This is a genomic window from Salinicoccus roseus (assembly GCF_003814515.1).
GTDB classification, from domain to species: Bacteria; Bacillota; Bacilli; order Staphylococcales; family Salinicoccaceae; genus Salinicoccus; species Salinicoccus roseus.
This window is the reverse complement of sequence record NZ_RKQJ01000002.1, coordinates 12,280-34,066: the sequence shown is the minus strand read 5'-3', so window position 1 is coordinate 34,066 and position 21,787 is coordinate 12,280. Positions and strand designations below refer to the sequence as shown.

24 protein-coding genes are annotated in these 21,787 nt (G+C 47.4%); 21 read left to right on the top strand and 3 right to left on the bottom strand.

Annotated features, from left to right (window positions below):
* Positions 1–16 precede the first annotated feature (16 nt).
* The 14 genes from upp (at position 17) to fabZ (ending at position 11,067) form a co-directional block, all read left to right on the top strand.
* Complete coding sequence (gene upp, locus EDC33_RS07300; RefSeq protein ID WP_040105952.1) at positions 17–646, top strand: uracil phosphoribosyltransferase; 630 nt, start codon at positions 17–19, stop codon at positions 644–646.
* 21 nt (positions 647–667) lie between these two features.
* On the top strand, positions 668–1,801 hold the full coding sequence (wecB, locus tag EDC33_RS07295; RefSeq protein WP_094906391.1) for a non-hydrolyzing UDP-N-acetylglucosamine 2-epimerase: 1,134 nt from the start codon (positions 668–670) through the stop codon (positions 1,799–1,801).
* Positions 1,802–2,317: 516 nt separating this feature from the next.
* Positions 2,318–3,052, top strand: coding sequence for a F0F1 ATP synthase subunit A (gene atpB / locus EDC33_RS07285; RefSeq protein ID WP_040105949.1), 735 nt, complete (start codon positions 2,318–2,320; stop codon positions 3,050–3,052).
* Between the two features lie 53 nt (positions 3,053–3,105).
* On the top strand, positions 3,106–3,321 hold the full coding sequence (gene atpE / locus EDC33_RS07280) for a F0F1 ATP synthase subunit C (protein WP_031545243.1): 216 nt from the start codon (positions 3,106–3,108) through the stop codon (positions 3,319–3,321).
* Positions 3,322–3,420: 99 nt separating this feature from the next.
* Entirely contained in the window at positions 3,421–3,936 is a 516-nt protein-coding gene (locus EDC33_RS07275; protein ID WP_040105948.1) for a F0F1 ATP synthase subunit B, read from the top strand.
* Positions 3,936–4,478: an ATP synthase F1 subunit delta gene (gene atpH / locus EDC33_RS07270; RefSeq protein WP_040105947.1), complete on the top strand. Its 543-nt coding sequence runs from the start codon at positions 3,936–3,938 to the stop codon at positions 4,476–4,478. The genes EDC33_RS07275 and atpH overlap by 1 nt, the downstream gene beginning before the upstream one ends.
* Before the next feature lie 17 nt (positions 4,479–4,495).
* Positions 4,496–6,010 (top strand): F0F1 ATP synthase subunit alpha, encoded by a 1,515-nt coding sequence (gene atpA / locus EDC33_RS07265; RefSeq protein ID WP_040105946.1) that lies wholly within the window; start codon positions 4,496–4,498, stop codon positions 6,008–6,010.
* 26 nt (positions 6,011–6,036) lie between these two features.
* A complete protein-coding gene (atpG, locus tag EDC33_RS07260) occupies positions 6,037–6,912 on the top strand; it encodes an ATP synthase F1 subunit gamma (RefSeq protein WP_124010681.1) in 876 nt (291 codons plus the stop codon).
* Between the two features lie 22 nt (positions 6,913–6,934).
* Positions 6,935–8,347, top strand: a complete 1,413-nt coding sequence (atpD, locus tag EDC33_RS07255) for a F0F1 ATP synthase subunit beta (RefSeq protein WP_124010680.1) — start codon at positions 6,935–6,937, stop codon at positions 8,345–8,347.
* Positions 8,348–8,365: 18 nt separating this feature from the next.
* Positions 8,366–8,773, top strand: a complete 408-nt coding sequence (locus EDC33_RS07250) for a F0F1 ATP synthase subunit epsilon (RefSeq protein WP_094906395.1) — start codon at positions 8,366–8,368, stop codon at positions 8,771–8,773.
* A 71-nt stretch (positions 8,774–8,844) separates the two neighbouring features.
* The gene (locus EDC33_RS07245) at positions 8,845–9,048 is read left to right on the top strand and encodes a DUF1146 family protein (RefSeq protein WP_229716715.1); all 204 of its coding nucleotides are present in this window, start codon (positions 8,845–8,847) and stop codon (positions 9,046–9,048) included.
* 77 nt (positions 9,049–9,125) lie between these two features.
* Positions 9,126–10,418: a UDP-N-acetylglucosamine 1-carboxyvinyltransferase gene (gene murA / locus EDC33_RS07240; RefSeq protein WP_124010679.1), complete on the top strand. Its 1,293-nt coding sequence runs from the start codon at positions 9,126–9,128 to the stop codon at positions 10,416–10,418.
* 12 nt (positions 10,419–10,430) lie between these two features.
* A complete protein-coding gene (locus tag EDC33_RS07235) occupies positions 10,431–10,619 on the top strand; it encodes a DNA-directed RNA polymerase subunit beta (protein ID WP_040105940.1) in 189 nt (62 codons plus the stop codon).
* Positions 10,620–10,623: 4 nt separating this feature from the next.
* Complete coding sequence (gene fabZ, locus EDC33_RS07230; protein ID WP_124010678.1) at positions 10,624–11,067, top strand: 3-hydroxyacyl-ACP dehydratase FabZ; 444 nt, start codon at positions 10,624–10,626, stop codon at positions 11,065–11,067.
* A 1-nt stretch (position 11,068) separates the two neighbouring features.
* Here fabZ and EDC33_RS07225 read toward each other — a convergent pair whose 3' ends face one another.
* Positions 11,069–11,494, bottom strand: coding sequence for a YwpF family protein (locus tag EDC33_RS07225; RefSeq protein WP_124010677.1), 426 nt, complete (start codon positions 11,492–11,494; stop codon positions 11,069–11,071).
* A gap of 190 nt (positions 11,495–11,684) precedes the next feature.
* On the opposite strand from EDC33_RS07225, the gene EDC33_RS07220 reads away from it, so the two are divergent.
* From EDC33_RS07220 to yidC, 3 genes are all read left to right on the top strand, one after another.
* Positions 11,685–12,272, top strand: a complete 588-nt coding sequence (locus EDC33_RS07220) for a single-stranded DNA-binding protein (protein ID WP_124010676.1) — start codon at positions 11,685–11,687, stop codon at positions 12,270–12,272.
* Between the two features lie 463 nt (positions 12,273–12,735).
* The gene (locus tag EDC33_RS07215; RefSeq protein WP_124010675.1) at positions 12,736–13,731 is read left to right on the top strand and encodes a transglycosylase family protein; all 996 of its coding nucleotides are present in this window, start codon (positions 12,736–12,738) and stop codon (positions 13,729–13,731) included.
* Between the two features lie 219 nt (positions 13,732–13,950).
* Positions 13,951–14,826, top strand: a complete 876-nt coding sequence (gene yidC, locus EDC33_RS07210) for a membrane protein insertase YidC (RefSeq protein WP_094906402.1) — start codon at positions 13,951–13,953, stop codon at positions 14,824–14,826.
* A 70-nt stretch (positions 14,827–14,896) separates the two neighbouring features.
* Here yidC and cls read toward each other — a convergent pair whose 3' ends face one another.
* Positions 14,897–16,378, bottom strand: a complete 1,482-nt coding sequence (cls, locus tag EDC33_RS07205; protein WP_124010674.1) for a cardiolipin synthase — start codon at positions 16,376–16,378, stop codon at positions 14,897–14,899.
* A 135-nt stretch (positions 16,379–16,513) separates the two neighbouring features.
* Here cls and EDC33_RS12650 point away from each other — a divergent pair, with 135 nt between their 5' ends.
* Positions 16,514–16,663, top strand: coding sequence for an Lmo0850 family protein (locus EDC33_RS12650; RefSeq protein ID WP_170156377.1), 150 nt, complete (start codon positions 16,514–16,516; stop codon positions 16,661–16,663).
* A gap of 37 nt (positions 16,664–16,700) precedes the next feature.
* Here the strand turns inward: EDC33_RS12650 and EDC33_RS07200 are convergent, their stop codons facing one another.
* Entirely contained in the window at positions 16,701–17,882 is a 1,182-nt protein-coding gene (locus EDC33_RS07200; RefSeq protein ID WP_040105933.1) for an FtsW/RodA/SpoVE family cell cycle protein, read from the bottom strand.
* Positions 17,883–18,023: 141 nt separating this feature from the next.
* On the opposite strand from EDC33_RS07200, the gene EDC33_RS07195 reads away from it, so the two are divergent.
* The 3 genes from EDC33_RS07195 (at position 18,024) to EDC33_RS07185 (ending at position 21,666) form a co-directional block, all read left to right on the top strand.
* Positions 18,024–19,388, top strand: a complete 1,365-nt coding sequence (locus EDC33_RS07195) for a UDP-N-acetylmuramoyl-tripeptide--D-alanyl-D-alanine ligase (protein ID WP_124010673.1) — start codon at positions 18,024–18,026, stop codon at positions 19,386–19,388.
* Positions 19,378–20,067 (top strand): alpha/beta hydrolase, encoded by a 690-nt coding sequence (locus EDC33_RS07190; RefSeq protein ID WP_333907770.1) that lies wholly within the window; start codon positions 19,378–19,380, stop codon positions 20,065–20,067. Before EDC33_RS07195 ends, EDC33_RS07190 begins: the two co-directional genes overlap by 11 nt.
* A gap of 90 nt (positions 20,068–20,157) precedes the next feature.
* The gene (locus EDC33_RS07185) at positions 20,158–21,666 is read left to right on the top strand and encodes a DEAD/DEAH box helicase (RefSeq protein WP_040105930.1); all 1,509 of its coding nucleotides are present in this window, start codon (positions 20,158–20,160) and stop codon (positions 21,664–21,666) included.
* The last annotated feature ends 121 nt before the right edge of the window (positions 21,667–21,787 follow it).

Genomic DNA, 21,787 nt, shown 5'->3' with positions numbered 1-21,787 from the left:
AACTGGAGGACAAACCATGGCCAAAGTACAAGTGATGGAACACCCTTTGATCCAGCACAAAATGAGTTATATTCGAGATGAAAAGACATCGACCAAGGAATTCAGAGAACTCGTTGATGAGGTAGGCATGCTCATGGCATATGAGGTGACGCGGGACCTGTCCCTTGAAGATGTAGAGGTGGACACACCGGTGACACGGACGACAGCAAAGAGGCTGAGCGGCAAGAAACTGGGTATCGTTCCGATACTTAGGGCAGGACTCGGCATGCAGGAAGGCATACTCAAGCTCATCCCTTCCGCCAGAGTGGGGCATATCGGCCTCTATCGTGATCCGGAGACACTGCAGGCGATCGAATATTATGCGAAATTCCCGGGAGACATAGAAGAACGTGACATATTCGTCATCGATCCGATGCTGGCGACAGGCGCATCTGCTGTAGAAGCGATTTCCGCCGTCAAGAAGCGCGGGGCCACGAAGATCAGGTTCATCTGTCTGATTGCCGCCCCGGAAGGTGTAGAGGTGCTGAAGGAAGCGCATCCGGATGTGGACATCTATATTGCTGCACTGGATGAGAAACTGAATGAAAAGAGCTACATTGTCCCAGGTCTCGGAGATGCTGGCGACAGGCTCTTCGGAACGAAATAGATATAACAAGGAGAAGAAGCAATGAAGAAAATCATGACGATATTTGGAACGCGCCCGGAGGCGATCAAGATGGCGCCGCTTGTCCTGGCACTTAAGAATGATCCGGAACTTGAACCCATCGTAGTGGTCACTGCACAGCACCGCGAGATGCTCGATCAGGTGCTTGATATTTTCGGCATCACACCTGATTACGACCTCGACATCATGAAGCAGGGTCAGACACTTTCCGAAGTGACGGGCAGGGTGATCGCTGGTCTCGAATCCATCATCAAAGAGGCAGGCCCCGATATGATCCTTGTCCATGGTGACACGACGACAACATTTGCAGGGAGTCTGGCCGCGTTCTATAACGAAGTTGACATCGGCCATGTCGAGGCAGGTCTCCGGACCAACAACAAGTACTCACCGTTCCCTGAGGAAATGAATCGTCAGATGACAGGCGTACTTGCCGATCTTCATTTTGCACCGACAGAAAACTCCAAGGAGAATCTGCTCAGGGAAAACAAGAAGGAAGATGGCATCTCCATCACCGGCAACACGGCAATCGATGCTTTGAAGACGACGGTGAACGCGGACTATGAAAGTGAAATCATCGAAAAGCACAAGGATAAAAAGGTGATTCTCCTGACTGCCCACAGAAGGGAAAATATCGGCATGCCGATGGAGAACATCTTCAGTGCCGTACGTGAAATCGTCGAAGAGTTCGAAGACGTGACAGTCGTCTATCCGATCCATAAGAATCCGAAAGTCAGGGAAATAGCCTCCAAATATCTGGCAGGTCATGAGCGCATCGAAATCATCGAGCCGCTCGATGTATTCGACTTCCATAATTTCGCGGCCAAAAGCCATATCATCCTGACCGATTCCGGTGGTGTACAGGAGGAGGCGCCTTCCCTTCAGAAGCCCGTACTCGTCCTTCGTGATACGACTGAGCGGCCGGAAGGTGTGGAGGCAGGCACGCTCAAGCTCGCCGGCGTCCAGAAGGAGCACATCTATGAATTGACGAAGGAACTGCTGACTGATGATGCCCTCTACAGGCAGATGGCCGAAGCATCCAACCCGTATGGAGATGGAAAAGCTTCCCTGAGGATCTGTGAAAACATCAAATACTACTATGGAATCCGGAAGGATAAACCTGAAAGCTTTAATGTATAGAATTATGTCCATAATATGTCGGGGATGGTGGCGGAATAAATAAATCCATCCCTAATATTGACATAAAAAATACAAACAGATATCATTACAAGAGTAATGTAACGGTTTACAGCCAAAGCCGCAGAATACACTAGGAGACAGTGTTTAAAGTGCCATTTTTCAGACGATTTTCCCATCATTTCCTGAAGTTTCTACTTCCCCTTCTATTCATCAGCCTACTCATTCATCTATTTACCGGATCATCCTTTGCAGCGGGTTTTGCTCTTGGTACCTCTGCGTCCATCCTGTTGCTTTTGAACTGGTATTATAATCTTGAGAAGGCGTATGATCCTGGAGAGGAGAAAATCAGGACCGGCACGATCGCAAGGCTTGTGATTGTGATAGTTACATGTTTGTTCTGGGTGAGATTCCCGGAGATTTTCAGCATTTTCGGTATAGCACTTGGGCTTCTGCTCAGCTATATCATGATTCTGTTTCGTGCGATTAAAGAATTGACGAAGTGAAAGAGGTGAGAAAATGGAGCACGGAAATCCGATATGGACAATAGATGTTTTTGGTCTTCCCATTACATTCAACCTGTCTACGGCATTGATGATCGTCATATCATCGCTGATTGTATTCCTGATAGCTTTCTTCATGACAAGAAATCTTGCAGTGAAACCTACAGGAAAAAGTCAAGTACTCATGGAAGTACTGATGAACTTCGTTAAAGGCATCATTTCAGGCAACATGGCCTGGAAACAAGGAGGAAGATTCCACTTCCTGGCCCTGACATTGATTCTTTACATATTTGTCTCGAATATGCTTGGGCTGCCTTTTGCTTTTGTAGCACCGAATGATGACCATGACCTCTGGTGGAAGTCACCGACGGCCGACCCTTCAGTCACACTGACGCTGGCCAGCCTGATGATTGTGCTGACCCACTATTATGGCATCAAGATGCGCGGCACAAAAGCCTATCTTAAATCGTACGTACAGCCGGTGTGGTTCATGGCACCGTTCAAATTCATCGAAGAATTCACATACAACCTTACGCTCGGCTTGCGTCTTTACGGAAACATCTACGCTGGTGAAATTCTGCTGGCACTGCTGATAATGGTAATGGCTTCCGGAGCAATCGGATTTATCGGAGGGTTCATCCCGATGATGATCTGGCAGGGATTCTCAATATACATTGGGGCAATCCAGGCGTTCATATTCGTTATGTTATCAATGGTTTATCTTTCCCATAAGGTGAGCGATGACCATTAATATATAATTCAAATCAAACTTTCAAAAATATTTAGGAGGAACTATATCTTATGATGAATCTACTCGCAGTAGGTATCGCTGCTGGTCTTGCAGCACTCGGCGCAAGTATCGGTATCGGTCTTATCGTATCCAAAACAGTTGAAGGGGTTTCCCGTCAACCAGAAGCTCGTGGTCCACTCATGACAATCATGTTCATTGGTATCGGTGTTGTTGAGGCCGTTCCGATCATCGCGATTGTTATTTCATTCATGCTTATGTTCATGTTCTAAGAATCGTTACATCTGGCGAAGTCTTCTATCAAGATTTCGCCCTCTTATTATGTCGACTATGAAATCAGAATGAAACTCTCGCGAAAGGAGTGTACATAGGTGGAATTTCTTATATTAGGAGCTACGGACACAGTTCCGGCGGCAATCGGTAACAGTCTGATACAGCTGCTCACTTTCCTCGTACTTCTCGGAGCCCTTTCATACTTCGTATGGAAGCCGCTCAAGAAAGTCATGGATGAGCGTGAACAGTTGATTCACTCGGAAATAGATGATGCAGAGCAGCGCAGGATGGAAGCTGTAAAGCTTAAGGAAGAAAATGAAGCAGTGCTCAGGGAAACGCAGGCTGAAATATCCGAAATGATGGATAATGCAAAACAGCAGGCGAAGAAAGAGCAGGAAGCGATCATCCATGACGCAAACACGCGTGCCAACCAGATGATGGAAGCTGCCAAGGCAGATATCGAAAGAGAAAAAGAAAAAGCAATCCGTGATATCAATGATCAGGTGGGCGACATCTCCGTCCTGATTGCAGAGAAGATGATTTCCAAAGAGATCAATCAGCAGGATCAGAAAGATCTGGTTGCAAGGTATCTACAGGAAGCAGGGGGTAAATAATGGCTAACTCAGCTCAAAAATATTCCCAGGCTTTGTTCAGTACCGTGAAGGATGCCGGACGCCTGGATGAGGCCAAGGCGGACTTTGACGAAGTGGTCAAAGCAGTGCGGAATACTCCTGAGTTCCTGACTTTCATGAACAACCCGAAAGTTCCCAGGGACAGTCGTCGGGAGGCGGTGGCAAAGACTTTTGACAGTGTTTCCGAACCGCTCCGCAACATGCTCCTCATTCTCTCGGACCGCAACAGGTTTTCTGAGGTTGAAGCAATCCATGATCATTTCATACAGAACTACAATGCACACTACAAACAGGAAAATGTAGTAATAGAATCGGTTTACCCACTCTCTGAAGAAGAAATTGAAGGTATCGGAAAAGTCTTCATCAAAAAGACGGGTCTTTCAAAACTGCTTATAGAGAATAAGGTCAACGAGGAACTGATCGGAGGCATCCGCGTATTCATCGGCACGAAAGTCTATGACGGCTCATTGAATACACAGTTGTCTGATTTGAAGAATCGGTTCAGAGAAAGTACTAATAGCTAATTAAGGAGTGACATTTGATGGCAATTAAAGCTGACGAAATAAGCGCTCTCTTGAAAAGCCAGATCGAGAACTATGAAGCTGATATGAAAGTATCTGATGTGGGAACAGTCATCCAGGTTGGTGACGGTATCGCACTTGCTCATGGTTTGAATGATGCTATGGCTGGAGAACTGCTCGAATTTCCAAGCGGCGTTCTGGGGCTTGCCCAGAACCTCGAAGAAAACAATATTGGTATCGTAATCCTCGGTCCATATGATGATATTAAAGAAGGCGATGAAGTAAAACGTACAGGCCGCATCATGGAAGTGCCTGTAGGGGAAGAACTCATCGGACGTGTAGTCAATCCATTAGGCCAGCCGATTGATGGCAAAGGACCGATGGGTGCGACGAAGACGAGACCGATCGAAAGCCCGGCAACTGGTGTAATGGCCCGTAAATCCGTTGATGAACCACTCCAGACAGGCATCAAGGCGATCGACGCACTTGTGCCAATCGGCCGTGGTCAGCGTGAGCTCATCATCGGTGACCGTCAGACAGGTAAGACGACAGTAGCGATCGATACGATCCTCAACCAGAAGGACCAGGATATGATCTGTGTATATGTAGCCATTGGACAGAAGGAATCCACAGTCCGTTCCACAGTTGAAACACTGCGTCAGAATGGTGCCCTGGACTACACGATCGTAGTTTCCGCTGGTGCTTCAATGCCTGCACCTCTGCTCTACATCGCACCATATGCAGGTGTATCCATGGCAGAAGAATTCATGTTCAACGGAAAGCATGTACTCATCGTATACGATGACCTGACAAAACAGGCAGCAGCCTACCGTGAACTGTCACTTCTCCTTAAGCGTCCGCCAGGCCGTGAAGCCTATCCTGGTGACGTATTCTACCTGCACAGCCGTCTGCTCGAACGTGCAGCCAAGCTCAACGACGAACTCGGTGGCGGATCGATCACTGCGCTTCCATTCATCGAAACCCAAGCGGGGGACATCAGTGCCTTCGTACCTACAAACGTAATCTCCATCACGGATGGACAGATCTTCCTGCAATCCGACCTGTTCTTCTCAGGTGTAAGGCCTGCGATCAACGCCGGACTTTCAGTATCCCGTGTCGGTGGTTCCGCACAGATCAAGGCGATGAAGAAGGTTGCCGGCACACTGAGGCTCGACCTTGCAGCCTATCGTGAGCTGGAAGCATTCGCACAGTTCGGTTCCGACCTTGACGAAGCGACAGCTGCCAAACTTGAGCGTGGTAAACGTACTGTTGAAGTGCTCAAGCAGGGTGAAAACAAGCCGCTTGCAGTAGAGCGTCAAGTAGTGATCCTCTATGCATTGGTAAATGGTCATCTGGATGACATCCCGGTCGAGGATATCACTCGATTTGAAGATGAATTCCTCAGCTGGCTCGATTCCAATGAACCAGAACTGCTCAAAGGCATTCGTGAAACAAAACAGCTTCCGGACGATGAAGCTTATGTAAATGCAGTAAACAGCTTCAAGAAACTATTCAATCCTTCAGACCAAGGATGATGAATATAGAATAAGGTGGTGAATTCATGGCTTCATTAAGAGAAATTAAAGGTCGTATCGGATCAACCAAAAAGATGAGCCAGATCACTAGCGCCATGCACATGGTTTCGAACTCCAAGCTCAAGAGAGCTGAGGAGAATGCCAGGAAGTTCCAACCCTACATGGATAAGATACAGGAAGCTGTACAAGCCATTGCTTCCGGCGATAATACCAGTTCCCACCCTATGCTCAGGGAGCGTCCAGTGAAACGTACCGGATATGTGATCATTACATCGGACAGCGGTCTAGCCGGCCCATATAATGCCAACATCATAAAAGAGATCACCGGCAAGATCAGGGAACGCCATAATGATAATCCGGATTCCTATGACCTTTTCGTTATCGGAAGGATGGGATACGAATTCCTGGAAAACCGTGGGTACAACATTACGAACCATCGTATTGGGCTGGATGATCAGCCAAGCTTCAGCAGCGTAAAGGAAATCGCCCAGCAGTCGGTGGCACAGTTCTCGAATGAAGATATCGATGAACTGTATATCGTATACAACCAGTTCATTTCCGTGCTCGAGCAGAAGGTATCTACAAGAAAGCTGCTGCCGTTATCCGAAGACGATGCGGCGAATCAGACACAGGCATCGAACCTGTCCACATACGAGTTCGAACCGGACAAGGAATCAATCCTTGAAACCATCCTTCCGCAATATGCGGAAAGCCTGGTCTATGGCGCGCTTCTGGATGCGAAAGCAAGTGAGCACGCTGCTCGTATGACAGCAATGAAAGCTGCAACGGACAATGCAAAAGAATTGGTAGACGATCTATCATTACAATACAACCGTGCAAGACAGGCTGCGATTACACAGGAAATAACAGAAATCGTCGGCGGTGCATCTGCACTTGAATAAAGAAAGACTAGGAGGAAATCGAATGGCTTTAGGTCAAGTGGTTCAAGTCATGGGACCTGTAGTTGATGTGCGCTTCGAAGAAGGCAAACTGCCGGAACTGAACAATGCGCTCTACATCAACTTGGATGATGAAAATGAAAAAGAAGCCCTCGCTCTTGAAGTCGCACTCCACCTTGGAGACAATGTCGTGAGAACGATTGCGATGAGTTCTACAGACGGATTGCAGCGTGGTACTGAAGTTACAAACACAGGTAGCCCGATTACTGTACCTGTCGGCCAGGTGACACTCGGCAGGGTGTTCAACGTACTTGGTGAGCATATCGATCTTGGAGAAGCGATTCCTGAATCAGAAAGAAGAGATCCGATTCACCGTCAGGCTCCAAAGTTCGAAGATCTGACAACGAATGTTGAAATCCTTGAGACAGGCATCAAAGTAGTCGATCTGCTGGCTCCTTATACAAAAGGTGGTAAAATCGGCCTGTTCGGCGGTGCCGGAGTAGGCAAGACGGTTCTTATCCAGGAACTGATCAACAACGTTGCACAGGAACACGGCGGTATTTCCGTGTTTGCAGGTGTAGGGGAACGTACACGTGAAGGAAACGACCTCTATCATGAAATGAGTGATTCCGGAGTTATCGCCAAAACTGCGATGGTATTCGGCCAGATGAACGAGCCGCCAGGTGCACGTATGCGTGTCGCCCTATCTGGCCTTACAATGGCAGAATACTTCCGTGATGAAGAAGGACAGGACGTACTGCTCTTCATAGATAACATCTTCCGTTTCACACAAGCCGGCTCCGAAGTGTCTGCATTGCTCGGACGCATGCCGTCAGCCGTTGGTTACCAGCCGACGCTTGCTACAGAGATGGGTCAGCTCCAGGAGCGTATCACTTCCACAAGTGTCGGTTCAGTCACTTCCATCCAGGCAGTATTCGTACCTGCCGATGACTATACTGACCCGGCACCGGCACAGACATTCGCACACCTGGATGCAACAACCAACCTCGAGCGTAAACTTTCCGAGATGGGTATCTATCCAGCCGTGGATCCATTGGCTTCCACATCCCGTGCTCTGACACCGGCAGTTGTCGGCGAAGAACACTATGATGTTGCACGTGGTGTCCAGGCGACGATCCAGAAGTATCGTGAACTTCAGGATATCATCGCAATACTGGGTATGGATGAGCTGTCGGAAGATGATAAGAGAACAGTATCACGTGCGCGCCGCATCCAGTTCTTCCTTTCCCAGAACTTCCACGTCGCAGAACAGTTCACGGGCCAAAAAGGGTCTTACGTACCAGTCGAACAGACTGTCAGCGACTTCAGGGAGATACTTGACGGCAAATACGATCATATCCCGGAAGATGCATTCCGTCTCGTCGGCGGCATTTCCGATGTGCTTGATAAAGCACGTGAGATGGGCGTAGAAGTCTAAAATCGGGAGGGTTAGCAAATGAGTACAATTGCACTGGATGTAGTTACACCAAACGGTTCCGTATTCAATGAAGAGGACTGTGAAATTATTATACTCCAGACCAAACAGGGTGAGATCGGCGTCATGGCCGGCCACGTCCCGACGGTTGCTGCACTGAAGATTGGCAGTCTGCGAGCAAAGATAGATGGCCAGTTTGAATACTTTGCAGTAACAGATGGCTTTGTCGAAATACGTCCTGAAAAGGTTTCAGTATTGGTACAGGCTGGTGAATTCGCAGAAGATATAGATACAGAGCGTGCCAAGCAGGCCAAAGAGCGTGCCGAATCACTGCTCCAGCAGGAACGCGATGAAAAAGTCGACCGGTATCGTGCTGAATTGGCATTGCGCCGTGCAATCAACCGATTGGATGTATCAAAACATAGTTAATAAATCCACCCGGGCTTCGGCCCGGGTTTTTTAGTAGGTGAATGAAGATGTTGTTTTCCCAATTGGCCTTTATGCATATCGTTCTTCATATGTTTTGTGTCGTTTTTGCTTTCTGGGTGCTTGGGGCATTGAATATCGACAGCTGGTTCAAAAAAGGTGAAACAGGGCGGATCAGGCTGTTCATCATACTTGCCGCAGTGCTTCTCGGGAGCGCGCTCAGCAATTTCATCATGGACTTCTTCCGGTTGGTGCAGGAAGCATCGCTTCTATTTTAGTTATGCTTTGCAAACATGTTTATACATCTTTAAAATAGTGAATAGTGTATCGTAAGTAAAAGTATGGAGTGAGTGAAATGGATTCTATAATTGTTAAAGGTGGAAATAAACTTTCGGGTTCTGTAGAAATAGAAGGTTCAAAAAATGCCGTACTGCCGATTTTAACTGCATCGTTGCTTGCAAGTGAAGGGGTATCAAAGCTACATAATGTACCCAATCTTTCCGATGTAGGCACATTGAGTGCATTGCTGGAACATCTCGGTGCATCTGTGGAGCTGGGCGATAAGACGGTTGCCATCGATGCGAGTGGTGAACTGAGCTGTGATGCACCATTCAACCTGGTAAGCAAGATGCGTGCAAGCATGCTGGTCATGGGACCGCTGCTCGGCCGTTACGGGTATTGCAATGTCGCCATGCCGGGAGGATGTGCGATAGGCTCCAGGCCAGTGGAGCAGCACATCAAAGGCCTGGAGAAGATGGGAGTCACATTCCGAACGGTGGACGGCAGCTTCGAAGGGAAGGTCGAAGACCGTCTGAAAGGTGCGAAGATCTACCTCGATTTCCCGAGTGTGGGTGCAACACAGAACCTGATGATGGCTGCGAGTCTTGCCGAAGGTGTGACGGAACTGGAGAATGCGGCCAGAGAACCTGAGATTGAAGACCTGGCCAATTATATCAATGCCATGGGGGGCCGTGTATCGGGTGCCGGTACAGGCCATATTACGATTGAAGGTGTAGAAGTCCTTAAAGGGGTGGACCATACCGTCATCCCAGACAGGATTGAAGCAGGTACATTCATGATTGCCGGGGCAATCACAAGAAGTGAAATCGTCCTGGATAATGTCATTGCGGACCATCTTACAGCACTCATCTCCAAACTTGAAGAGATGGGCGTACGTATTGAAGAGGAAGGGAAGAGTGTGCGTGTCATACCGGGTGAATATTTGAAGCCCATCAAGGCAAAGACCCTCCCGCATCCGGGATTTCCGACTGATATGCAGAGTCAGCTGATGGCGCTGCTTGCCACAGTCAACGGTACGAGTGTGATTACTGAAACAATTTTTGAGAACAGGTTCATGCATGTGAACGAGTTCAGGAATATGGACGCCGACATCACTGTCGAAGAGAACCACGCATTCATCAAAGGCGGCAGGAAACTATCCGGTGGACGGGTAAAGGCGACGGACCTTAGGGCCGCTGCCGCCCTGATTCTTGCAGGTTTGGCTGCAGAAGGGTATACTGTAGTTACTGAATTAAAGCACCTCGATCGTGGATATGTCGATTTTCATAAGAAGCTTGAACAGCTTGGCGCTGACATAGAACGGACAGGTGAAAGTTCCACACAGGAAAGTGTGACATCTTCGAAATAAAGAGGTAGTTTTATGGCCGAGCAATCAAAAAAGCTAGTCCACCGCAGGTTCCCGCTGATCATCAGAGTTCTGCTCTTCATCTATATTGCAATCATCGTCTTCTTTGGCGGATTGATGATAGGGTATGGCATTCTGGACAATCCTATGGAAGTATTCCGTATTGAAACATGGGAACACATCATAAATATGACCAAGGAATGATTATATGCTGACGTATGACCAGATCAAGGCGGTAATTCCGCATCGCCCCCCGTTTCTCCTGATCGACAGGGTGACTGAAATAGAGCCTGGAGTCAAATGCTCGGGAATCAAGCAGGTATCCGGAAACGAACCATTCTTCCAGGGCCATTTCCCTGAATATGCAGTAATGCCAGGCGTGCTCATCGTTGAGGCGCTGGCCCAGACTGGTGCCGTCGCCCTGCTGCAGGAAGAGCGTTTCAAAGGAAAGCTCGCATTCTTTGCCGGCATCGACAAATGCAAGTTCAAAAGACAGGTGACACCTGGAGATACTTTGGAACTCTCAGTGGAAATCACAAAGTTGAGGGGGCCGATCGGCAAGGGCGATGCTGTCGCCACTGTCGATGGTGAAATTGCCTGCAAATGTGAGATCACTTTTGCGATTCAGGATAATAAAACATCCGATGACTAGATTAGTCATCGGATGTTTTTATTTCGGCCTTCGATTCCATCATCGCTTTGAATTCATTGAGCAGTTTTTCCTGCTCATAGCCTTCATCAAGCAGGTGGGACAGGAGGTCTTCTGCATAGTGTGGGCCCTGAACGATGATTTTGCCATTGAAGATCAGGGACAATGCATTATCAATTTCATTCATTTCGTTAAAGACCCCTTTGAATCTGGCAGGTTCGTTGGAATGGCGTGTGATGGTCACAAGCATTTCCATCTCGGTACCGACATGGTCCTCGAGTATATCCTTGAAGTCGGTTGAAGTTGAGATTTCGACCAGCCAAGGGTCTTCCTGCTTTTCTTTATTTATGATGATGCCGTCAATCAGATCCAGGATTATGAAATTATTTTCATGTTCAAGTTTCAATTCCACAACTTTAAAAGACTTCATCTGAATTCCCCTTTCGAAAAATGATGCATATCTTCAAAAAATGCATAATGTACAGGTCTTATCCCCATTATAACGTGAATCAGCATCAGATATATTTCAATTGTAAAGAAAATGAATATAAAATCAAATTTCCGTGTTTTGCAAAAAATTTCTCCTGACTATATCTTAGATTCAGAAGGGGGGTGGATACATGATGAACAAAGTGCTGCTTGTGGGAGAACTTGTGAGGAACGTCACTTTGCAGAAGACAGCGAATGGAAGTGTCAATTCATTCATTATAGCAACAGTCAGAGTGCCGAAAGATGAAAGGAAACCGAAGGAGGTCCATTTCATTTACTGCAAGGCTTTCGGTAAAGCAATACCCAAAGTACTTTCAGAATCAAAAGAAGGGGATATTCTTTGCGTCAGTGGCCAGGTGGCGACAACCGTCTATACTACATCCGAAGGGGAGAAGGAGTACAGGATGGAGATATGGGCAGAGAATGTGAAGTGCCTGCCGGACAAGATGAAGGATCAGAAGGATATGACCAATCCTTCCAAAATGATCAATGATGCTGTGAGGCATTACGATCAATGGGACTACATCGGCGAAAGAGCTGTCCATACATTGGAAAAAGGGGAGGACGACGGGCGCCCGGTCGGGCCGAAAGATACTCACCTGGAACCATTGGAGAAGATACTGGCTGAACATGGTGACAAGCCGGTAAAGGAATCAAAGAGTACACATACCAGAACCAACAGAGACAACCATGACCGAAAAACAAAAGCCCTTGCCTGAAACATATGCACACCACTCAATCTATATTCTACACTCACACTACTCACCAAGCTCTGCGCAAGGCTGAACGCTGCGGTCAAGCCTGATGCAGAGCTTTTTTGCACTTCAAATAAAATGAATGCATTCTTTTATTACATATTACATATGATTTATTACGGATATCAGACAATATAGACTATTCAAATCACTGGGCTGAATCTCCAGCCCAGTTGACAAGCCTGTCGTAGAGCCTTCTTTAATAGTATGCAGGGGTGATTCATCAGTAGCTTAATGGCTGAGTTATAATTCTACACTATTGTTGCAATAATGTATCATGGCAGGAAATATTTCTGTAATACGACTGTAAAAGAGCCCGTTTTATTTTATATTCCTGTAACCTACGAAATGTTTATCTCTGATATAGTACTAAACAGTTGATAAAACAGAGATCCAATTAAGGGATTAACGGGAGGAAATTTTAACTATGAAAAAAGTACTATCAGTCGGTGCAGCAATTGCGGTATCAGGAACTCTTGCTTACAGTGCAGAAGCAGCAAGCCACACTGTGGACAAAGGTGATACACTTTCCCAGATCGCCCATGAAAACAATACAACAGTAGATGCAATCAAATCAGAAAACAATCTGTCATCCAACCTCATCCTGCCAGGTCAGGTTCTCGAAGTAAGCAATGAAGAGAATGCTGAAGCTCCAGCAGAAGATGGTATATATAAAATCAAGTCCGGCGATACTCTATTTGAAATCGCTCAGCAATTCGATGTAACAGTTTCCGATCTTAAAGCATGGAACAACCTTTCTTCAGATCTCATCTTTGCAGGCAAAACACTTGCAGTTTCAGGCAATAGTGTAGAACAGGCACCTGTAGTGGAAGCACCACAAGTTGAGGAAACTCAGGAAGTTCAACAGACTGAGCAAGTAAACCAGGCACCTGCACAACCTTCTGAAGAAGTTCAGGAACAACGTGCAGCTGAGCAGGCAGCACAAGAGCAACGTGCGGCTGAGCAGGCAGCACAAGAGCAACGTGCAGCTGAACAAGCGGCGCAAGAACAACGTGCAGCTGAGCAGGCAGCACAAGAACAACGTGCAGCTGAGCAGGCAGCACAAGAGCAACGTGCAGCTGAACAGGCAGCAGCAGAACAACGTGCAGCTGAGCAGGCAGCACAAGAGCGTGAGCAGCGTAACCAAGCACAAGCCCAAAACCAGTCTACATCCACTTCAAGCAATGCGAGTGGCCAGAACTGGGGCGCGCTTGCACAATGTGAATCCAGTGGAAATGCAAGTGTTGTAAGCTCCAATGGTCTCTATCACGGCCTCTATCAGTTTGACGTTCAAACTTGGCGTTCTGTAGGTGGCAGCGGTCTGCCTTCCCAAGCATCTCCAGCTGAACAGACTAAGAGAGCACAGATACTGTTTGATCAAAGAGGATCACAACCTTGGCCTGTATGTGGTTCAAGACTGTAAGTTTGAGCCGTCAATTCCAAAGACCCAGCAAAAGCTGGGTCTTTTTTCATGAAAATAAGCGTTCACACTTTTTATATAAGCCTAGGAAATGTTGACTATTCTGTGAGTGATTTCGAATATGTATATATTATTATCCGACAGGGTGCATAAAATGATTTTTTTAGATACTCTTTTATGTTACAATTTCACTTATGTGAGACAAATTATTGAGGTGAAGAAATGAGTAAAAAATGGCTCTTTCCGATAATGATCGGCCTGGTCCTGGTACTTTCCGGGTGCGATTATTCTCAGGAAGAAAATAGAAACGGATTTTTCTTTAATACATTCGTTCAACCGATGGATTCACTGCTGCATTGGCTCGGAGACAACCTGAACAATAACTACGGGCTGGCAATCATCGTAATTACCCTTATCGTCCGTCTGGCAATCTTTCCGTTCATGATGCGTACATACAAGAATCAGATGATGATGCGTGAAAAGATGAAGATAGTCAAACCTGAAATGGAAGAGATTCAGAAGAAGACTAAAGTTGCGACTACACAAGAAGAGAAGATGGAAGCACAGCAGGAAATGATGGCCCTGTACAAGAAGCACGGCATCAATCCGCTCAACATGGGCTGTCTGCCGATCCTTATACAGATGCCGGTCGTCATGGCACTCTACTTCGCACTCAGGTTCCCTTCCGAAGGCGGTATTACAGAATACCCGCACTTCCTATGGATGAATCTGACGGAAGTCGACTTCTTCATGGTGGCGATCGCTGGTATCGTCTATGCTGGACAGGCCTATGTATCCATGCAGTTCGTGCCTGCAGAACAGCGCAAGCAGATGCAGCTGTTCATGTACATTTCCCCAATAATGATCATCTGGATTTCATTGATTTCCCCTTCCGCACTCCCATTATACTGGGCAGTCGGTGGTGTATTCCTGATCTTCCAGACTTGGGCAGGGAATACCTTCTATAAAAATAAGGTTGCTGAAGAAATGGCACCAATCATTGAAGCACATGAGCGGGAAAAAGCAGAAAAGGAACAGCGCATCAAGAATGCTAAAGTGATGCCGAAGAAGAAGCGCAAGAAGAAAAACAAATCTTAATCCATTGATATACAAAGAGGCCCGATATCTTCATGATATCGGGCCTCTTATGTGTGCGTTCATAATGTATTTAAAGTATGGGTGAGATCAGGTTGGCAATGCTTTCCTTGATCCGGATCCATTTGCTGCGTGCTGCATATTTCTCCTTCGTTAGAAGAGAACAGTCCTTGATATCCTCTTCGAATATGCGCCGGTATTGTATGGCTTCCTTTTCGTCATAGATGAAGGCATTCACTTCAAAATTCAGGAGGAAGCTCCTCACATCGATGTTCGTCGTCCCTACACTCAGGACTTCATCATCAATCATTATGGTCTTCTGATGAAGGAACCCTTTTTCATATATATGGACCTGTGCGCCCATATCGAGCAGTGCTCCGGCATTGGAATAGGTCCCCCAATAGACGAAAGGATGGTCGGGCTTGTTTGGTATCATCAGGTGGACTTCGATACCGCTCAACAGGGCTATACGCAGGGCTTCCAGGAAGGACTGGTCGGGGATGAAGTAGGGTGTCTGTATATAGATGCTCTTTTTGGCGCTATAGATCATCTTCAGATATCCATATTTGATCTGCTCCCATTTCTCATCCGGCCCACTTGACGCTATCTGAATCGGTGTGTCTCCCATGTAGTCCATTTCAGGAAAATATCGGTTTTCCCTCACCATGTTGTTACGCTTATTGTGGGAATTCCAGTCTAGCATGAAGCGCAGCTGCAGTGACTTTACTGCATTACCTTCCAATCTGAGGTGTGTGTCCCGCCAATAGCCGAACTTTTTGTTTAAACCGATATACTCATCACCAACATTGAATCCTCCGACATAACCGACAGAGCCGTCTATGACCACAATCTTGCGGTGGTTCCTGTTGTTTATCCTTGGATTGATCAACGGCAGTTTGCTCGGGAAGAAGGCTTCGACGACACCGCCGGCTTCCCTGAGTTTCCTGAAATTACGGAGACTCAATGCCCGGGAGCCCATATCATCATAAAGGATCCTGACGGATACGCCCTCTTTCTGCTTTTTGAGCAATGCCTCATAGAGCCTCTGTCCAATGCCATCCAGTTTGAAGATATAGTACTGGAAATGAATATGGTCCCGTGCATTGCGTATATCCTCCAGAAGATGATCGAACTTTTCATTACCGTCGGTAAAAGTGCGGATCGAATTGTTGATGGTCAGGAAGGACTGGTTGTTGTAGAGCAGCATATGGATGATTTTCCTGTGCTTGTCCATCACCCTGTTGGAGAATGAAATGCTGTTATCGCGCAGTTCCTGGAGCTGATCATCGACCAGATGCTCAAGCCCGACCTTGTCCTCCTCATTCACTGTGAAGATTTGCTGGTTGTAGATCTTGCGGCCGAAGAATATATATATGATGAAGCCGATGATAGGGAGGAAGAACAGTACGAAAAGCCATGCCCAGACACTCTGGGCACTTCTTCTTTCGAGGAATATCAGACCGATGGCAAACAGGAAGTTGATGCCGAAGGTAATCAATGTTGCAATTCCAAGTATCCCCGTGTTAAGCAAGTAATCGAATATGAACCATTCCATGGAAGTCACCTCTTCTCCATTCTATTATAAACCAGAAATGTTTGAAATTCTGTAATATATATTTACTGAAATATATGGATAATTACTCGGAATAAGGGTAAGATGAAGGTAAGCTGTAAGTGAAGGAGTGTCATTATGCATAGCAACGACCATTCCAAAGTTAAGCAAGTCGTCACGATGCTGAGTGAACTCGGGGTCAAAGTGAAAGTTTCGAAATCAAGATTCGAGATCATGAACCGTATCGCACACAAGGAAAAGTTGAGATTGAAGGAACAGAACATCTAAAGAAAGCCGCAGCCTGATTCTCTCAGGCTGCGGTTTTTCATGTCTTTTGACGGTACTGGTAGAAATAGATGCTCATTATGATGCCGATGGCCAGCATGTTGGCCCACAGTCCACTGCCGCCGTAACTGATGAAAGGAAGCGGCAGGCCGGTGATCGGCACGAGCTGTATCGTCATGCCGATGTTCTGGAATACATGGAATATCAGCATGGAAAGATATCCGATGATGAAATAGGACGAAAAGCTGTCAGTCACTACGGTGGCGATGCGGAAGAGGTGGAGCATCAGCATGAACAGCAGTACAACAACCGCCGTCGATCCGATGAAACCGAACTCTTCCCCGATGATTGTGAATATGAAATCGGTGTGGTTCTCAGGGATATAGACGATCCCATCCTTGAACCCCTTGCCATCAATGCCGCCGGAACCGATTGCCTTCAATGAGTTGCTGAGCTGGAAGCCGCCTTCAGTGACATACTCTTCCGGGCGCAGCCAGGAATAGATCCGCTCGAACTGGTAGGGGTGGATGCCAAGGTAGCGCTCAAGGATGTCCGGCCGATAGATGATGCCGAGGATCAGTGCGCCGCCGATGGTCGCGACGATCGCCAATGCAGGGACGATGAGCCACCAGCTGATGCCGGAGACCACGACCATGCCGAACAGTATGGCAATCATCACAAGTGTCGTCCCAAGGTCGTTCTGCAGCAGTATGAACAGCATGGGAAGTATGGATACTGCAACGATTTTGAACAGCAGCTTGATATCTACATTGAGATCATTCGTCAATTTATATTTGTTGTGCTGGCTGATCAGGTAGGCCAGTGTGAGTATGTAGATGATCTTGACGATCTCGGACGGCTGTATGCTGAAGAACCCGAACTGGTACCAGCTCTTGGCGCCGTTGATGATCGGTGTAAGCGGGGAGACGGGGGCGACGAAAAGTATGATCAGCGACAATACGCCGAGCGTGTAGATGATCCAGATGTACTGCTTGATCCACTTGACCGGGATGAAGTTCAGGATGAAGACCATGATGAATCCAAGACCATAGAAGATAATCTGACGCACGCTGAAATCGGTGCTGTATTGTCCACTGGTCATCGCTGAACGGATCATGAAGACACTGATCGTCCCAAGCAGCAGGATGAGCAGGACGAGAGTCCAGTCGATTCTTGAAAATATATTGGCATTCTGTCTTTTATAACTTTGGTTGTTGTCCAAAAAATTCACCTAACCCATATAGAAATCATGACATTTAGTATACACTATTTTATAATAAAGTCAGTGTGTTTATCCAATAGTAATGCAACCGGATTAAAAATAATTTCCAATACTAAAAATTGATGGAGTTGGACGAATCTTATGATTGAAACGACAATTGAGAAAATTGCAGAACTATGCGATGGCAAAATGAATGCGCGTGCCGAGGCCATGAAGGACAAAAAGATCAAAGGTGTGTCGATCGATACACGGACGCTTGGAGAAGGCAACCTTTTCGTTCCCTTCAAAGGTGAGAATGTCGACGGCCACCGGTTCATAAATCAGGCTTTTCGTGCTGGTGCGGCGTTGAGCCTGACTGAACAGGCACCAGGCGCCGTCGATCCGGATCTGCCGCTCATCCATGTGGAGGACGGGCTCACGGCACTCCAGGATCTTGCGCGCGGCTATCTGCAGGAAGTTTCACCAAAAGTGATCGCCATCACAGGCTCCAATGGAAAGACGACCACCAAAGATATGGTGGAGTGCCTCCTTGCCCCTCACTTCAGAGTGAAGAAGACGATTGGAAACTACAATAATGAGATCGGTCTGCCGCTCACCATTCTTCAATTGGATAGGGACACTGAAATCTCGATACTTGAAATGGGGATGGATGCCAAAGGAGATATCCGATTCCTGAGCAGGATGACGAACCCGGATATCGCCATACTCACGAATGTGGGGGAATCCCACATTGAAAAGCTGGGTTCAAGGGAGAATATTGCGGAAGCGAAGTATGAAATAGTGGATGGATTGAAATCTTCAGGCACTTTCATCTATTCCAGGGACTACCCGCTCCTTGAAGATATTGTGGACCGGAATGCTGTCTACAATGTGCGTTCCGCAGGTGAAAGCAAAGAGAATGATCTGCAGATAGCAGATGTCCATCAGACGGATCAGGGTACGCGCTTCAGACTCCATCCGCTTGATCTCGAAGTGGGCATACCCCAGCTTGGCCTGCATAATGCGTCCAACGCGACACTTGCGCTTCTTGCGGCGGAAGCGGCAGGTCTCGACATCAGTGAAGTGAAGGAACATTTTGATGATCTGGTTGTAACGGACATGAGAATGGAACAGACGCGCCACCCGGGCGGTGCAACCATAATCAATGATGCCTACAATGCAAGTCCTTCCAGCATGAAGAGTGCAATCGATACGGTCGGCCGCATGGAGACCGGCAGTCGGATCCTCGTGCTCGGTGACATCCTGGAGCTCGGTTCATATTCAGGGGAACTGCACAGGTCGGTGGCACAGCATATCAATGAATCGCCCTATACCTTCGATCATCTGTTCACCTTTGGGGAGTCATCGAAAGCCATCCATGAAAATGCAGAAGTGGAAGCCAAGCACCACTACGGTGACATCGGAGAACTCGCCGGTCATCTCGCCCAGGTGATGACGGGGGACAGTGTGATTCTGCTGAAAGGATCGAGAGGTATGGCGCTGGAGAGGGTGAACGATTATATCTAAACCGATCGGAATACTTTTCCTCCATGGCTATACAGGAGGAAGGTACGAGCTTGAACCATTGTTCGACTACCTGAAGTCACGCTATGATTTCGAGTATGAGTTTCCGGTATATCCGGGACATGGCACCATACTGGATCTGAAGGCGTCGACAGGAGACCAATGGTACGCGGAAGCTCTGGATGCGTATCACGCCCTGAAGCAGCGTGTGGACCGGGTTCACATCATCGGCTTTTCGATGGGCGGAGTATTCGCGAGCCATATCGCCCAGCATGAGCCGGTCGAAAAACTCGTGCTCATCGCACCAGCATTCGAGCATATAAAGCTGTCACAGCTGAACAGGCTGAATCTGACCCCGCGCCATTTCAGCGAGCATATGAAGATGAAACTGTACCAGAAGATAAAGAAGCGCATCAAGGACATCCCATTTCGTGCCTATCAGGAGTTCAAGACCATCGTTGAAACAAAAAAGGATGGGGTGGAGCATATCCCCTCCCGCACATTGATCATCCATGGCAAGCTCGATCTGCTCGTACCCTACGAAAGCAGCGTCGAACTGGCAAAGAAGATTCCCGATGCCACACTGGATCTGATTGAAGATGCACCGCACCTTTTTGCTTTTACAGACAGGAATCAGCTGGAGCTCAACATCGCTGCAGAACGCTTTTTATTCAAGGAATAGAAGCAGGCTTGTATTTTTAGTCTGGAAATGTTAATATTGAGAAGTTATGCGTAACGAAAATGAGAACGAATAGTCAAAGGAGACTCTAATTTGAAGTTTTTTAAACAATTAGGTGTCAGTGATGAAACCTTAAAATCACTGGAAGATATAGGATTTGAAACACCAACCCCAATCCAGGAAGAGAGCATTCCACTTGCTCTGGAAAGAAAAGATATTCTTGGACAGGCTAAAACAGGTACTGGTAAAACGGGCGCGTTTGGTATTCCTATTATAGAAAACACAGAGAAGCAGGCAGGTACACAAGTATTGATCCTCACACCGACAAGGGAATTGGCGGTTCAGGTGAGTGAGCAGCTCAAAAAATTCGCCAAGTACAAGAAACTCGGCGTATCCGTGATATTCGGCGGCATGAGCATCGACCGCCAGATCAAGGATCTTAAAAAGAAACCGGAAATCATCGTCGGTACACCAGGACGTGTAATCGACCACATCAAACGCAGAACATTGAAGCTCGACAGCATCAATACGCTTGTGCTGGACGAAGCGGATGAAATGATGAACATGGGATTCATCGATGATGTGAAATTCATCATGTCGGAAATTCCAGAGGGTGACAGACAGACATTGCTGTTCTCCGCAACGATGCCGAAAGCGATCCAGGAGCTCGTCACACGCTTCATGAAGAGCCCGAGCATCGTCAAGACGATGGATCAGGGTGGCGCAAGCGATCCACAGATCGAAGAGCACTACACGATCGTAAAAGAGCTTGAGAAGCTCGAAGTCTTCACTGACTTCCTCGATGTCCATCAGCCGGAACTCGCGATCGTCTTCGGACGTACAAAACGCCGTGTCGATGAACTGACAGGTGCACTTGTAGCCAAAGGCTATCGCGCCGAAGGGCTCCACGGTGACATTACCCAATCGAAGCGACTGGAAGTTCTGAAGAAGTTCAGGAACGATGCGCTGGATATCCTCGTCGCAACTGATGTTGCAGCAAGGGGTCTCGACATCTCCGGCGTTTCCCATGTATACAACTTCGATATCCCTCAGGATGCCGAAAGTTATACACACAGGATCGGACGTACAGGCCGTGCAGGTAAAGAAGGTATGGCACTTACATTCGTCAATCCGGTAGAGATGGACTACTTGAGGATGATCGAGAACGAGAAGAAGAAGACGATCTCTGCTCTCAGACCGCCTCTCAAGAAGGAAGTCCAGAAGTCCCGTGAGAAGGAAATATTCAACAAGATCGAACAATGGAAATCCGAGAATAAGAATACGCACACATTTGAAACGGCTGAGCGTCTGCTCGAGCAGGGTGAAGCGAAGGAAGTTGTAGCTGCTATCCTCAATGAATTCCTGTTCAGCAGAAATGAAGACAGCATCCAGCTGTCATTCGAGAAGCCTCTGACACGCAAAGGCGGACAGCGCCGGGGCAAAGGCCAAGGCGGCGGTGGCAAGAAACCATTCCGCAAAGGACGCACCCAGGGCAGTCAGGGCGGACGCAACCACAAACGCCAGGGCGGCGGCAACCGTCAGCCACAGGGCGGACAGAAGCGCAGTCAGGGTGGCCGCACCTTCAAAGATCATATCAAGTAAACATCGAGCATCCTCGCCCCCCCATGGGGCAGAGGATGCTTTTTATTGTTATAATGTTGTAATGGGACAATTGAACATTCTCCCCATTTAATTTAAAGTATAATTAATACATATGAAATCA